At 61.5% G+C, this 15,095-nt stretch carries 10 protein-coding genes; 3 read left to right on the plus strand and 7 right to left on the minus strand.

From position 1 onward, the window contains the following. The first annotated feature begins 17 nt into the window (after nucleotides 1-17). Entirely contained in the window at nucleotides 18-2,534 is a 2,517-nt protein-coding gene (gene ptsP / locus V5E99_RS22480) for a phosphoenolpyruvate--protein phosphotransferase (protein ID WP_499804443.1), read from the plus strand. Nucleotides 2,535-2,563: 29 nt separating this feature from the next. Continuing rightward, nucleotides 2,564-4,273 carry an N-acetylglucosamine-specific PTS transporter subunit IIBC gene (gene nagE, locus V5E99_RS22485; RefSeq protein ID WP_499804444.1) on the plus strand — a complete coding sequence of 570 codons (1,710 nt, stop codon included), beginning with the start codon at nucleotides 2,564-2,566 and terminating at the stop codon, nucleotides 4,271-4,273. Nucleotides 4,274-4,397: 124 nt separating this feature from the next. On the opposite strand, the gene V5E99_RS22490 is transcribed toward nagE, so the two are convergent. The 3 genes from V5E99_RS22490 to purL form a co-directional block, all read right to left on the minus strand. Next, a complete protein-coding gene (locus V5E99_RS22490; protein WP_499804445.1) occupies nucleotides 4,398-4,727 on the minus strand; it encodes a DUF6124 family protein in 330 nt (109 codons plus the stop codon). Nucleotides 4,728-5,249: 522 nt separating this feature from the next. Continuing rightward, a complete protein-coding gene (locus V5E99_RS22495; RefSeq protein ID WP_499804446.1) occupies nucleotides 5,250-5,561 on the minus strand; it encodes a hypothetical protein in 312 nt (103 codons plus the stop codon). Between the two features lie 5 nt (nucleotides 5,562-5,566). Continuing rightward, a complete protein-coding gene (purL, locus tag V5E99_RS22500; RefSeq protein ID WP_499804447.1) occupies nucleotides 5,567-9,463 on the minus strand; it encodes a phosphoribosylformylglycinamidine synthase in 3,897 nt (1,298 codons plus the stop codon). Nucleotides 9,464-9,737: 274 nt separating this feature from the next. Here purL and mltF point away from each other — a divergent pair, with 274 nt between their 5' ends. Further along, complete coding sequence (gene mltF / locus V5E99_RS22505; RefSeq protein ID WP_499804448.1) at nucleotides 9,738-11,198, plus strand: membrane-bound lytic murein transglycosylase MltF; 1,461 nt, start codon at nucleotides 9,738-9,740, stop codon at nucleotides 11,196-11,198. A gap of 511 nt (nucleotides 11,199-11,709) precedes the next feature. On the opposite strand, the gene pdxJ is transcribed toward mltF, so the two are convergent. From pdxJ to rnc, 4 genes are all read right to left on the minus strand, one after another. Continuing rightward, nucleotides 11,710-12,456 carry a pyridoxine 5'-phosphate synthase gene (gene pdxJ, locus V5E99_RS22510; protein ID WP_290024677.1) on the minus strand — a complete coding sequence of 249 codons (747 nt, stop codon included), beginning with the start codon at nucleotides 12,454-12,456 and terminating at the stop codon, nucleotides 11,710-11,712. 50 nt (nucleotides 12,457-12,506) lie between these two features. Further along, entirely contained in the window at nucleotides 12,507-13,190 is a 684-nt protein-coding gene (gene recO / locus V5E99_RS22515) for a DNA repair protein RecO (RefSeq protein ID WP_499804449.1), read from the minus strand. Between the two features lie 167 nt (nucleotides 13,191-13,357). After that, a complete protein-coding gene (gene era / locus V5E99_RS22520) occupies nucleotides 13,358-14,260 on the minus strand; it encodes a GTPase Era (RefSeq protein ID WP_499804450.1) in 903 nt (300 codons plus the stop codon). Then, nucleotides 14,253-14,942: a ribonuclease III gene (gene rnc, locus V5E99_RS22525; protein ID WP_499804451.1), complete on the minus strand. Its 690-nt coding sequence runs from the start codon at nucleotides 14,940-14,942 to the stop codon at nucleotides 14,253-14,255. Before rnc ends, era begins: the two co-directional genes overlap by 8 nt. Nucleotides 14,943-15,095 lie beyond the last annotated feature (153 nt).

Consider the following 15,095-nt stretch of genomic DNA (forward strand, 5'->3'; position numbering starts at 1 on the left):
CCGATGAGTACCGAGCCATGCACAACAATAATAAAGAGCTGACCTTAAGCGCCCCGCTCAGCGGCCCGGTGCTCACGCTCGCCAAAGTCCCGGACCCAGTGTTCGCCAGCGGCGCCATGGGCGACGGGATTGCCATCGACCCGCTCAACGACACCCTCCACGCGCCGTGCGCCGGCGTGGTGGTGCATGTCGCCCGCACCGGGCACGCGATCACTTTGCGGGCCGACAACGGTGCCGAATTGCTGCTGCACCTGGGCCTCGACACGGTCGAGTTGCAGGGCGAAGGCTTTTCGATGCTGGTCAAGGAAGGCGCCCGGGTCAGCAACGGCCAGCCGCTGCTGCGCTATGACCTGGACAAAGTCGCGCAGCAGTGCAAAAGCCTGGTCAGCCTGATGATCCTGACCAACAGCCAAGACTTCCAGGCGCGGCCGATCACCCTGAAATCGGTGAAGGTCGGCGATCCGTTGCTGCACATCGTTCGGCGTCTGAGCAATGGCGCACAGGCTGAAGTCGAGGTGTCTGGCGTCGAAGTTCACGGTCATGTGCGCATCGCCCATCGCGGGGGTTTGCACGCTCGGCCGGCGGCGCTGATTCGGCAGACTGCCCAGGGTTTCAAGAGCAAGTCGCTGCTGCATTTCGCCGGTAAATCGGCGTCGTGCGACAGCCTGATCGGGCTGATGAGTCTGGCGATTGGCGAGCAGGAAGAAGTGCAGGTCAGCAGCCAGGGCCCGGATGCCGAAGCGGCGTTGCAGGCCTTGTTGCTCGCGTTGTCCACCGCCCTGGCCGACGACAGTCACGCCGCTGCACCCGCGCCGATTGCCCAGCGCAATCGCCCGGCCGAAGCGGGCGTGTTGCACGGTGTGTGTGCCGCACCGGGTTTGGTCGCGGGGCCGTTGTTTCGCCTGAGTGCGATCAGCCTGCCCGTGGACGCCGGCAATCACGACCCCGTGCAACAACTGCAAACCCTCGATGCCGCGTTGAACGCCGTGCGCAGCGAAATCGACCAGACGCTGATTCAGGCCAGAAAACACAAGAACACCGACGAAGAAGCGATCTTCGCTGCGCACCTGGCCTTGCTCGAAGACCCGGCGCTGCTGGACGCGGCGAACACGTCCATCGACAACGGCATGGCCGCGACTCACGCCTGGAGCCAGTCCATCGACGTGCAGTGCGAGGTCCTTCAGCAACTCGGCAGTGCGTTGCTGGCCGAACGCGCCAACGACCTGCGCGACCTCAAGCAACGGGTGCTGCGGGCTCTGCTGGGTGAAGCCTGGCAGTACGATGTACCGGCCGGCGCCATCGTCATTGCCCATGAACTGACCCCGTCGGACTTGCTGCAACTGAGCCAGCAAGGGGTCGCCGGGTTGTGCATGGCGGCGGGCGGCGCGACCTCTCACGTGGCAATTCTCGCTCGCGGCAAAGGCCTGCCGTGCCTGGTCGCACTGGGTTCGGCGCTGCTGGATCAGCCGCAAGGCCAAGCGGTGGTGCTGGATGCCGATGGCGGTCGCCTCGAACTGACACCGACCACCGAACGCTTGGCCGACGTGCGTCAGGCGCAACTCGATCACCAACAACGCCGCGCCCAACAACAGGCCCAGGCGCACACCCCGGCGCTGACCCTCGATGGCGTGCACATCGAAGTCGCGGCCAATGTAGCGTCCAGCGCCGAAGCGGCGGATGCCTTGGCCAATGGCGCCGACGGTGTCGGGTTGTTGCGCACCGAGTTTCTGTTCGTCGACCGCAACACCGCGCCGGACGAACAGGAACAACGCGCCGCCTACCAAGCCGTGCTCGACGCCATGGGCGACAAATCGGTGATCATCCGCACCATCGACGTCGGCGGCGACAAACAACTCGACTACTTGCCGCTGCCTATCGAAGCCAACCCGGTGCTGGGTCTGCGCGGTATCCGTCTGGCACAAGTGCGCCCGGAACTGCTCGATCAACAACTGCGCGCGTTGCTGCACGTCAGCCCGTTGTCGCGCTGCCGAATCCTGTTGCCGATGGTCACCGAAGTCGATGAATTGCTGCACATCCGCCAGCGCCTCGACGCCTTGTGCACCGAGCTGGAACTGACCCAGCGCCCGGAGCTGGGGGTGATGATCGAAGTCCCGGCCGCCGCGCTGTTGGCCGAGCAACTGGCCGAACACGCGGATTTCCTGTCCATCGGCACCAACGATTTGTCCCAGTACACCCTGGCCATGGACCGCGACCACGCCGGCCTCGCCTCGCGGGTCGACGCCTTGCACCCGGCGCTGCTGCGCTTGATCGCCCAGACCTGTGCCGGCGCGGCGGTGCATCACCGCTGGGTCGGGGTGTGCGGCGCACTCGCCTCTGATCCGTTGGCCACACCGGTGCTGATTGGCCTGGGGGTCAGCGAGTTGTCGGTGAGCCCGGTGCAGATCGGTGAAATCAAGGACCGCGTCCGCCATCTCGACGCGAACGAATGCCGACGCCTCAGCCAGGGCCTGCTCAAGTTGAGCAGCGCTGCGGCGGTGCGTCACGCCTGTCACCAGCATTGGCCCCTGAGCTGAACAACAAAAAGAATCCTGGGAGAAACGCCATGTACCAATACTTTATCGAAGGCCTGCAGCGCCTCGGCCGCGCGCTGATGCTGCCGATCGCGATCCTGCCCATCGCCGGTTTACTGCTGCGCCTGGGCGATACCGACCTGCTGAACATCGCGATCATCCACGACGCCGGCCAGGTGATTTTCGCCAACCTGGCGATGATCTTCGCCATCGGCATCGCGGTCGGGTTCGCCAAGGACAACAACGGCACCGCAGGCCTGGCCGGGGTGATTGGTTATCTGGTGATGATTTCCACGCTCAAGGTGCTGGATGCGAGCATCAACATGGGCATGCTCGCCGGGATCGTCAGCGGCTTGATGGCCGGGGCGCTGTATAACCGCTTCAAGGACATCAAGCTCCCGGAATACCTGGCGTTCTTCGGCGGCCGGCGTTTCGTGCCGATTGTCACCGGGTTTGCCGCCGTCGGCCTGGGGGTGGTGTTCGGCTTCATCTGGCCGCCGATCCAGCAAGGCATCAACAGCTTCGGCGCCTTGATGATGGAAAGCGGCAGCTTCGGCGCGTTCGTCTTCGGCGTGTTCAACCGCTTGCTGATCGTCACCGGCCTGCACCACATCCTCAATAACATGGCGTGGTTCATCTTCGGCAGCTTCACCGACCCGACCACGGGCGCCATCGTTACCGGCGACCTGTCGCGCTACTTTGCCGGCGACCCGAAGGGTGGCCAGTTCATGACCGGCATGTTCCCGATGATGATCTTCGGCCTGCCCGCCGCGTGCCTGGCGATGTACCGCAACGCCCTGCCGGAACGCCGCAAGGTCATGGGCGGGATCTTCCTGTCGATGGCGCTGACCTCGTTTTTGACCGGCGTGACCGAGCCGATCGAATTCGCCTTCATGTTCCTCGCGCCGATGTTGTACCTGGTGCATGCCTTGCTGACCGGCCTGTCGATGGCCGTCACCAACGCGTTGAACATCCATTTAGGCTTCACGTTCTCTGGCGGCTTTATCGACATGATTCTCGGCTGGGGTAAATCCACCAACGGCTGGTTGGTGATCCCGGTGGGGCTGGCGTATGCGGTGATCTACTACGTGGTGTTCGATTTCTGCATTCGCCGCTTCAACCTCAAGACGCCGGGGCGTGAGGACGTTGTTTCGGGTGAGAAGGTCGTCGTCGCCGAGAACGAACGCGCCGGGGCCTACATCAAGGCACTGGGCGGCGCCGCCAATTTGATCACCGTCGGGGCCTGCACCACCCGGTTGCGGCTGGACATGGTGGATCGCAACAAGGCTGACGACGCGCAGTTGAAAGCCCTGGGCGCGATGGCGGTGGTGCGTCCGGGCAAGGGCGGGAGTTTGCAGGTGGTGGTCGGGCCAATGGCCGACAGCATTGCCGATGAAATTCGCTTGGCCATGCCAGCGTTGGGCCGCGCGGTCATCAGCACGCCCGCCGCCGAGGTCGAAGTCGCGAAACCGGTGGCCGTGCCAGAGGCGCAGCAATGGCTGAACGCGTTGGGCGGTGGCGAAAATGTGCTGCAAATGGACTGCATCGCCATGACCCGAATTCGCCTGCACCTGGCGGATGGCAAGGCGTTGTCGGAGTGTCAGTTGAAAGAGCTGGGCTGCCAGGGTGTCAGTCAACTGGAGGGCGGTGTCTGGCACTTGTTGATTGGCGATAAAGCGCCGAGTTTGAGTGGAGCGCTGGAGGCGTTGGTGAATCGGAGTGAGGTGAGTGCGAAGGTTTAGATTTTTGGCGCTTGCCAGTCAGTCTTCGCGGGCAAGCCTCGCTCCTACGGGGTGGTGCGTCTATCGCATTCCCCCTGTAGGAGCGAGGCTTGCCCGCGAAGGCTGTGTGTCAGACAACCCGGATCTACTCCCGTGGATCAATCCGATCCAGTACGCGGTTGGCGGTGATTTCCGCCAGCATCACGCTGTTTGAAATGCCCAGCAGGGCATTGCGGGCGCCGCCGTCCAGCAGGTCTACCAAGTGATGGACCATCACGTCGACCGAGGCCAGGGTCTCGACCAGGTAAACCGCGAGAGTTTCGGTCGTGGCGTTTGGGTTTACGGCAAACAGGCTGCTGGGGGTGCGCGGTGTGGCTTTGATGTCGGCGAATGAGGGGATGTCGCGTGGTTTTGCTTCGGGTTGTTGCGGAGATGTCGGATCGGTTTCTGGCGGATCGGGGGTAATTTTAGACATACGCTATTTTCTCTGATTGAGTGCCAACTCTCCTGCTGCTAAACGAGAGGGAGGCAGCTGTGCGCAGGTTAGCAGACCGGGGAAACTAGCAAAGCCGGCGCGCCCGAAGGCGCCCTGCGCACAGCCACCATCGAGTGCAGGCATGGGAAGGCCTGACTGACGGAGCTTGCGCTACTCACTAGATACCCTGGGCTGCTAAACCCGATCACTGATGGGCAGTGACAGGATTCAAGTTACCGAGCAGCCCCAAGGTGCACAAGCCGGCGGATTCTGGCGGAGCCGTAGGCAACGGCGCAAGATTTTGTAGGTCTCAGGAAGTAACTTCGAGCGCTTTTAAACGGGGGTCTTGTGGCGATGTTTAGTCAGTCTTCGCGGGCAAGCCTCGCTCCTACATTGGAATGCGTTTCTCCTGTAGGAGCGAAGCTTGCTCGCGAAGGGGCCCGCCCGGTTACCACAAATCCTGGGCAACAAAAAACCCGCTGATCTGCATCAGCGGGTTTCTCGTTTCAGCGGTTCGGAAGATCAAAAATCTTCCAGCCGCCACACTTCGTAAGCAGGTGTCTCGTAGGGATGGCTGAGTTTCAGCGCAGCCACCACGGCCACGATCAACTCATCCGCCACCACCAGCTCAACCTTCCATTCCTCAACCTGCTCGACCTGCCCTGCTTCGCCAATAAACGGCTGACTGCCATCCAATGGACGAAACTGGCCCAGACCCAGCACCTGCCACGCGCAGTGATCATAAGCACCGATCCGTCCGCCACCGGCGGCGAATACGGCGCTTTTGACCTGTTCCACATGACTGGCCGGAACAAAAAAGCTGAGCTTGTGCACAGCTATCAGTTAACCCAGACGCGTGCGTTACGGAACATACGCATCCACGGTGCGTCTTCGTTCCAGTCTTCCGAACGCCACGAGTTCTGCACGCCGCGGAACACACGTTCCGGGTGCGGCATCATGATCGTTACGCGACCGTCGCGGCTGGTCAGCCCGGTAATCCCGCGCGGCGAGCCGTTCGGGTTGGCCGGGTATTTCTCGGTGACCTTACCGTGGTTGTCGACGAAACGCATCGCCACGCAACCGGACAGATCGGCTTCCAGCAACGCTTCTTCGCTGGAGAACTCGGCATGCCCTTCACCGTGAGCGATGGCGATTGGCATGCGCGAACCGGCCATGCCTTGCAGGAAGATCGAGTTCGATTCCTGGACCTGAACCATCGCCACGCGGGCTTCGAACTGCTCGGAACGGTTACGCACAAAGTGCGGCCAGAACTCGCTGCCCGGGATCAGTTCGTGCAGGTTGGACATCATCTGGCAACCGTTGCACACGCCGAGGGTGAAGCTGTCGTTACGTTCGAAGAAGCCCTGGAACGCGTCGCGGGCACGGCTGTTGAACAGCGCGGACTTGGCCCAGCCCTCGCCGGCACCCAGCACGTCGCCGTAGGAGAAACCGCCGCAAGCCACCAGGCCCTTGAACTCGTTCAGGTCGACACGGCCGGCCAGAATGTCGCTCATGTGCACGTCGATCGCGTTGAAACCGGCGCGGTCGAACGCGGCAGCCATCTCAACCTGACCATTGACGCCCTGCTCACGCAGCACGGCAACCTGTGGACGGATGTTTTTCTTGATGTAAGGCGCGGCGACGTCCTGGTTGACATCGAAGCTCAGCTTGACGCTCAGGCCCGGGTTGTCTTCTTCCAGCAGCACGTCGAACTCTTGTTCGGCGCAGTCGGCGTTGTCACGCAGACGCTGGATCTGGTAGCTGGTTTCAGCCCAGGTACGTTGCAGCAGGCGACGCTGGCCTTCGAACACGGTTTCGCCGTTGAAGGTGATGTTGATCTGGCCGTTGTTCATCGGCTGACCGATCACCGACACGCAGTCACCCAGACCGGCCGCGCTGAACTGCGCGAGGATGTCCGGGGTAGCGTCCTGGCGAACCTGGATCACCGCGCCCAATTCTTCGTTGAACAGGATCGCGGCGATGTCGGCGGAGGTTTCCGCCAGACCGTCGAGGTTCAGGCTCAAGCCGCAGTGACCGGCAAACGCCATTTCGACAACGCTGGTCAGCAGACCACCGTCGGAACGGTCGTGGTAAGCCAGCAGGTGACCGTCGGCGTTTAGGCCCTGGATCACGGCGAAGAAAGCTTTGAGGTCTTCGGCATCATCGACGTCCGGCGCTTGCGAACCGAGCTTGCCGTGAACCTGGGCCAGGATCGAAGCGCCCATGCGGTTCTGGCCACGGCCCAGATCGATCAGGATCAGGTCGGTGGTGCCCTTGTCCATGCGCAGTTCCGGGGTCAGGGTCTGACGGATGTCAGCCACTGGCGCGAAACCGGTCACGATCAGGGACATCGGCGACGTCACGGTCTTGTCGACGCCTTCGTCGGTCCAGCGGGTGGCCATGGACATGGAGTCCTTGCCCACCGGAATGGTGATACCCAGGTCCGGGCACAGTTCCATGCCGACCGCTTTCACAGTGTCGTACAGACGCGCGTCTTCACCCGGGTGACCGGCAGCGGACATCCAGTTCGCCGACAACTTGATGTCGGAGATCTTGTTGATGCGCGAAGCCGCGATGTTGGTCAGGGTTTCGCCGATGGCCATGCGGCCCGACGCCGGAGCGTTGAGCAGAGCCAGCGGAGTGCGCTCGCCCATGGCCATGGCTTCACCGGTGTAGACGTCGAAGCTGGTGGCGGTCACGGCAACGTCGGCCACCGGAACCTGCCACGGGCCGACCATTTGGTCACGGGCCACCAGGCCGGTGATGGTGCGGTCGCCGATGGTGATCAGGAAGCTTTTGCTCGCCACGGCCGGGTGATGCAGAACGCGTTCAACGCAGTCTGCGATCTCAAGCGTCGACGGATCGAAGTCGTCGCCCAGTTCGCTTTCACGAACGGCCGAACGGTGCATGCGCGGGGCTTTGCCCAGCAGCACTTCGAGGGGCATGTCCACCGGGCTGTTGCCGAAGTGGCTGTCGGTGACCGTCAGTTGCGGCTCGGCAGTGGCTTCGCCGACCACGGCAAACGGGCAGCGCTCACGTTCGCAGATCGCCTGGAAGCGTTCGAAGTCCGCCGGGCCGACCGCCAGAACGTAGCGTTCCTGGGATTCGTTACTCCAGATTTCGTGCGGGGCCATGCCCGGCTCGTCGTTTGGAATGTTGCGCAGTTCGAAACGGCCACCACGGTCGCCGTCGTTGACCAGTTCCGGGAAGGCGTTGGACAGACCGCCCGCGCCGACGTCATGGATGAAGCTGATCGGGTTTTTGTCACCCAACTGCCAGCAACGGTCGATGACTTCCTGGCAGCGACGTTCCATTTCCGGGTTTTCGCGCTGTACCGAAGCGAAGTCCAGGTCCGCCGAGCTGGTGCCGGTGGCCATGGAGGATGCCGCGCCGCCGCCCAGGCCGATCAGCATCGCCGGGCCGCCGAGCACGATCAGCTTGGAGCCCACGGTGATTTCGGCTTTCTGTACGTGTTCGGCACGGATGTTACCCATGCCGCCGGCCAGCATGATCGGCTTGTGGTAACCACGAACTTCGTCGCCACGGGGGGTGGTGATCGATTGTTCGAAAGTACGGAAGTAACCGGTCAGGGCTGGACGGCCGAATTCGTTGTTGAACGCGGCGCCGCCCAGTGGGCCTTCGATCATGATGTCCAGCGCGGTGACGATGCGCTCAGGTTTGCCGTACGGCACTTCCCATGGCTGTTCAAAGCCCGGGATTTGCAGGTTGGACACGGTGAAACCGGTCAGGCCAGCCTTGGGCTTGGCGCCGCGCCCGGTGGCGCCTTCGTCACGAATCTCGCCGCCGCTACCGGTGGCTGCGCCCGGGAACGGGGCAATCGCGGTCGGGTGGTTGTGGGTTTCAACCTTCATCAGGATGTGCACCGGTTCCTGCACCGCGCCGTACTGGCGGGTTTCAGGGTCCGGGAAGAAACGGCCGGCAACGTTGCCGACGATCACCGAGGCGTTGTCCTTATAAGCCGACAGAACGCCTTCGCTGTGCATCACGTAGGTGTTCTTGATCATGCCGAACAGGCTTTTTTCCTGGCTCTGGCCGTCGATGTCCCAACTGGCGTTGAAGATCTTGTGACGGCAGTGCTCGGAGTTCGCCTGGGCGAACATCATCAGTTCGATGTCGTGGGGGTTGCGCTTCAAGCCGACGAAGGCGTTGACCAGGTAATCGATCTCGTCGTCGGCCAGGGCCAGGCCCAGCTCGGTGTTGGCTTTTTCCAGCGCGGCACGGCCGCCGCCCAACACGTCGATGGCGGTCAGGGGCTTGGGTTCGGCGTGGCTGAACAGGCCGGCAGCCTGTTCAAGGTTGCCCAACACGATCTGGGTCATGCGGTCGTGCAGCACATCAGCAATTTGCTGGGCTTCAACGTCGCTGAACTGACCGGCGACGTAGAACGCGATGCCGCGCTCCAGACGCTGGATTTTGCTCAGGCCGCAGTTGCGAGCGATGTCGCTGGCTTTACTGGACCATGGCGAAATGGTGCCAAAACGCGGCAACACCAGGAACAGACGACCGGTCGGTTCTTGCACCGGGACACTTGGGCCGTACTTCAGAAGGCGCGCGAGCACCTGCTGTTCGTCGCCGGTCAGGACGCCGGTGACTTCGGCGAAGTGAGCGAATTCAGCATACAAGCCGCTGACAGCCGATACCTTCTGGCTCAGTTGCTCAAGGAGTTTGCTGTGGCGAAAGGCAGAAAGGGCAGGAGCGCCGCGCAGGATCAACATCTTCGGGACAGCCTCGGGAAGGGGTGTGCTTTGAGGCCGTGCATTCTAGCCTAAACCGCCCGCGACATCACCCGAAACGGTACGGGCGGCATGACCCGGGCGTCGGGCCGGGTATCAAGGCCTGAAACCGGTGCTAATCGGGGCTTATTTTTTCTGTCACAAAATGCGCTTGTGGCCCATTCCTGCGGGGTCCGGGCGGGTTTTCGGTTCTCTAGCAGACTAGCCCTTCGCTGTCGAGATATGGCGCTCGCAGTCCTTTGCGTATACTGCGCAAATGTTTTCCCCAACGGCTTTGCGTCCGCGGTACGCCAAATGGCTGATCGCAACCGGACTCTTCCTGATGCTCAGTGGCTGTGTTGATAAACCCAACACGCTGGAGCGCGTAAAGGAGGATGGCGTGCTGCGGGTAATTACCCGAAACAGCCCCGCCACCTACTTCCAGGATCGTAACGGCGAGACCGGCTTCGAATACGAGCTGGTGAAACGCTTTGCCGAAGATCTGGGGGTCGAGCTCAAGATCGAAACCGCCGACAACCTCGACGACCTGTTCAATCAGGTGGGCAAGCCTAACGGCCCTGTGCTGGCGGCGGCCGGTCTGGTCAGCAGCGAGCAGCGCAAGAAGCAGGTGCGGTTCTCCCACTCTTATCTGGAAGTCACCCCTCAGGTCATCTACCGCAACGGCCAGTCGCGGCCCACGGATGCGGGCGACCTGGTCGGCAAGAAGATCATGGTGCTCAAGGGCAGCACCCACGCCGAACAACTGGCAGAGCTGAAAAAGAAATACCCCGGCATCGAGTACGAAGAGTCCGACGCGGTTGAAGTGGTCGACCTGCTGCGGATGGTGGATGAAGGCCAGATTGATCTGACCCTGGTCGATTCCAACGAAGTGGCGATGAACCAGGTCTACTTCCCCAACATCCAGGTTGCCTTCGACCTCGGCGACTCCAGCAACCAGAGCTGGGCCGTGGCGGCTGGCGAAGACAACAGCCTGCTCAACGAGATCAACAACTACCTCGACAAGGTGCAGAAAAACGGCACCTTGCAACGCCTCAAAGACCGCTATTACGGCCACGTCGATGTCCTCGGCTACATGGGCGCCACCACCTTCGCCCAGCACTTGCAGCAACGGCTGCCCAAGTACGAACAACACTTCAAGGCCTATGCCAAGAAAGAGAAAGTCGACTGGCGCCTGTTGGCGGCGATTGGTTATCAGGAATCGCTGTGGCAACCGGCTGTTACCTCCAAAACCGGCGTGCGCGGCTTGATGATGCTGACCCAGAACACCGCGCAAGCCATGGGTGTGTCCAATCGCCTGGACCCCAAGCAGAGCATCATGGGCGGCGCCAAGTACCTGGCCTACATGAAGGATCAACTGGACGAATCGATCCAGGAGCCGGATCGCACCTGGTTTGCCCTGGCAGCCTACAACGTCGGCAGCGGTCACCTGGATGACGCGCGCAAACTGGCGGCCAAGGAAGGGCTGAACCCGGACAAATGGCTGGACGTAAAGAAGATTTTGCCGCGACTATCCGAGAAAAAGTGGTTCAGCAAAACCCGCTATGGCTACGCCCGGGGCGGCGAGCCGGTGCACTTCGTGGCGAACATCCGTCGCTACTACGACATCCTCACGTGGGTGACGCAGCCACAGCTTGAGGGCGATCAGGTGGCTGAAGGCAATCTGCACGTGCCGGGGATCGACAAGAGCAAGCCAAGCCAGGAAACCCCGCCGCTTTAAAGCAAAAGATCGCAGCCTTCGGCAGCTCCTACAAGGTTATGCGAACCCTCTGTGCTTGAGGGCGATCAGGTGGCTGAAGGCAATCTGCATGTGCCGGGGATCGACAAGAGCAAGCCGAGCCAGGAAACCCCGCCGCTTTAAAGCAAAAAAGATCGCAGCCTTCGGCAGCGCCTACAAGGTTATGCGAACCCTCTGTGCTTGAGGGCGATCAGGTGGCCGCAGGCAATCTGCATGTGCCTAGGATCGACAAGAGCAAGCCGAGCCAGGAAACCCCGCCGCTTTAAAGCAAAAAAGATCGCAGCCTTCGGCAGCTCCTACAAGGTTATGCGAACCCTCTGTGCTTGAGGGCGATCAGGTGGCTGAAGGCAATCTGCACGTGCCGGGGATCGACAAGAGCAAGCAGAGCCAGGAAACCCCGCCGCTTTAAAGCAAAAGATCGCAGCCTTCGGCAGCTCCTACAAGGTTATGCGAACCCTCTGTAGGAGCTGCCGAAGGCTGCGATCTTTTGATCTTAGCCCTTCAAAGCCGCCGCCAAAATCAGCGCCTTCATCTCCGAAACCGCCGACTTGAACCCGACAAACAACGCATGGGCCACCAGCGCATGGCCAATGTTCAGTTCGTTGATGCCCTTGATCGCCGCCACCGCTTCGACGTTGTGATAATGCAGGCCATGGCCGGCGTTAACGATCAAGCCCTGGGTCAGGCCAAACGCCACGCCATCCGCCACACGCTTGAGTTCTTCAGCCACATCGGTCGGCGTTTCGGCATCGGCGTAGCGACCGGTGTGCAACTCGATCGCCGGCGCGCCCACACGTTTGGACGCCGCGATCTGCCGCTCGTCAGCGTCGATAAACAGCGACACTTCACAGCCGATCTTCGACAGGCGCTCCACGGCAGCCTTGATCCGCGCTTCCTGCCCCGCGACGTCCAGGCCACCCTCGGTCGTCAGTTCCTGACGAGTCTCCGGCACCAGGCAAATGTGCGCCGGGCGGATGCGTTCGGCGAACGCCATCATTTCTTCGGTGACGCCCATTTCGAAGTTCATGCGGGTTTGCAGCACGTCCTTGAGCAGCAACACGTCGCGCTCCTGGATGTGCCGACGGTCTTCGCGCAAATGCACGGTGATGCCATCAGCGCCCGCCTCTTCCGCATCCAGTGCAGCCTTGACCGGGTCCGGGTAACGCGTGCCCCGGGCCTGACGCAGGGTGGCAACGTGGTCGATGTTCACGCCAAGAAGAATGCGATTGCTGGTGGTCACGGAAGCGCTCCTGAGAGAGGTAAGTTCGGTGCACAGCATACACGCTGAATTTACGGCTTTCGAAACAACTCTCGGGAAACCAACGGACGACCGCCGAGATGCACGGCCAGCGCCTGGCGCATCAAACGCTTGGCGGCGGACAGCGCACCGGGGGCTGACCAGTCAGCCTCGGCCATGGCCAGCAATTCAGTGCCGTTGAACAGACCCGGTTGCAGCAGGTACACCTGCTCCAGCCCGGCATCCACTTGCAAACGATAGAGCCCGTCAGGGGCAATGGGTTCGCCGTGGATGTCGGTGTTCAGCGCAAAGCCGTAGCCGAGATCGTCCAGCAGTCGCCATTCGAAGGAGCGCAGCAACGGCTCCAGCGGCCGACCTTCGGCCAAGGCCAGCAGCGTCGCGGCGTAGTGATCGAAAACACCGGGGTGCGGATCTTCGGACGGCAACAGGCGGATCAGCAGTTCATTGAGGTAGAGACCGCTGAACAGCGCCTCACCAACGAGCCAGGTTGAAGTGCCCGAGCTTTCCATGCGCCCGACATTCTTCAGCTCGCCCCGGCCACGGAATTCGACTTCCAGCGGCACAAACGGCCGCGCCAGGGTGCCAGCCTTGCCCCGCGCACTGCGCAACACCGCCCGCAGCCGACCTTGCGGCGTGAGGAAATCCACCAGCGCACTGCTTTCGCGGTAGGCGCGGGAGTGGAGCACGTAGGCGAGTTGGCCGATGGGCTGGGACATGGAGTACTCAATGAAGGCGCGCAGTTTTACAAACAACCCAAAACCAATGTGGGAGCGGGCTTGCTCGCGAAAGCGGTGCAACAGTCAACATCAATGCTGAAGGTTACATCCTCTTCGCGAGCAAGCCCGCTCCCACAAGGTGTCTCTGGTGTATCTGGAACCGAGTGTTACAGGTCGCCGTAACCCAGCGAACGCAAGGCGCGCTCGTCATCGGACCAGCCGCCTTTCACTTTCACCCAGAGGTTAAGCATGATCTTGGAGTCGAACAGCAGCTCCATATCCTTGCGCGCTTCAGTGCCGATGCGTTTGATCCGCTCGCCCTTGTCGCCAATGATGATCTTCTTCTGGCCGTCACGTTCAACGAGGATCAAGGCATGGATGTGCAGGGTTTTGCCCTGCTGCTTGAACTCTTCGATTTCGACAGTGATCTGGTACGGCAGCTCGGCGCCCATCTGGCGCATGATTTTTTCGCGCACCAGTTCAGCGGCGAGGAAACGGCTGCTGCGGTCGGTGATCTGGTCTTCCGGGAAGAAGTGCTCGTTCTCCGGCAGGTAGCCCGCGATCACACGTTCCAGCGCTTCGAGGTTGTGCCCGTGCTGGGCCGAGATCGGCATGATCTGCGCGTTCGGCAACTGTTCCTGCAACCAGCTCAGGTGCGGCATCAGTTCGGCTTTGTCTTCAATGCGGTCGGTCTTGTTCAGGGCCACGATCAGCGGGCCGGTCACGTACTGGACGCGTTCGAGGACCATCTGGTCTTCGTCGGTCCACTTGGTGCGGTCAACCACGAAGATCACCACGTCGACGTCTTTCAACGCCGCCGAAGCGGTCTTGTTCATGTAACGGTTCAGGGCTTTCTCGCCACCCTTGTGCATGCCCGGGGTGTCGACGTAGACCGCCTGAATGGCGCCTTCGGTCTTGATGCCCAGCATGTTGTGACGGGTGGTTTGCGGCTTGCGCGAGGTGATCGCCAGCTTCTGACCCAGAATGTGGTTCAGCAGCGTGGACTTGCCCACGTTGGGACGGCCGACGATGGCGACATAGCCACAGCGAGTTGCAATTGAATCAGTCATGGCCATTCTCCACGCCCAGGGCAATCAGTGCTGCGGCGGCCGCTACCTGTTCGGCAATACGACGACTCACACCCTGACCTCGGCTTTTTTCATTCAGTAAGGTGATTTCGCATTCGACGAAGAACACTCGGCAATGCGGCTCACCCTGGATATCCACCACTTCGTAACGTGGCAGTTCACAGCCCCGGGACTGCAGGAATTCCTGCAGGCGGGTTTTCGGATCTTTGTTGGTGTCGACCAGGGTCAGGCCCTCGAACTCCCCGGCCAGCCAGGCCAGTACGCGTTCGCGCGCCATGTCCATGCCAGCATCGAGGTAGATCGCACCAATCAGCGCTTCCAGGGCATCGGCCAGAATCGACTCGCGACGGAAACCGCCGCTCTTCAATTCACCGGAACCCAGTCGCAGGTAGTCGCCCAGGTCGAAACCACGGGCCAGTACGGCCAGGGTCTCGCCTTTCACCAGGCGTGCGCGCAAACGCGACAACTGGCCTTCGCGGGCCAGCGGGAAGCGATCGAACAGAGCCTCGCCGGCGACGAAGTTGAGGATGGCATCACCGAGGAATTCCAGGCGTTCGTTGTTGCGCCCGGCAAAGCTGCGGTGAGTCAGGGCCAGGACCATCAGTTCCTGGTCCTTGAAGGTGTAGCCGAGCTGACGCTCTAGACGGCTTAAGGAGACGCTCACGGTTTACCCACGCTGAGTTCGTGGCTGGTTTCCACCGCCATCGCCGTGGTACGGCGCAGGCTTGGGACAATTAACGCTGTGTTCAAAAATAACGTCCTGAATATCATTGTTTTCATGCTTCGGACGCCGATTGTGCCGGCTCCAGAAATGCAT

The sequence above is a fragment of the Janthinobacterium sp. LPB2021202312-11-4 genome, assembly GCF_037049705.1.
Taxonomy (GTDB): Bacteria; Pseudomonadota; Gammaproteobacteria; order Pseudomonadales; family Pseudomonadaceae; genus Aquipseudomonas.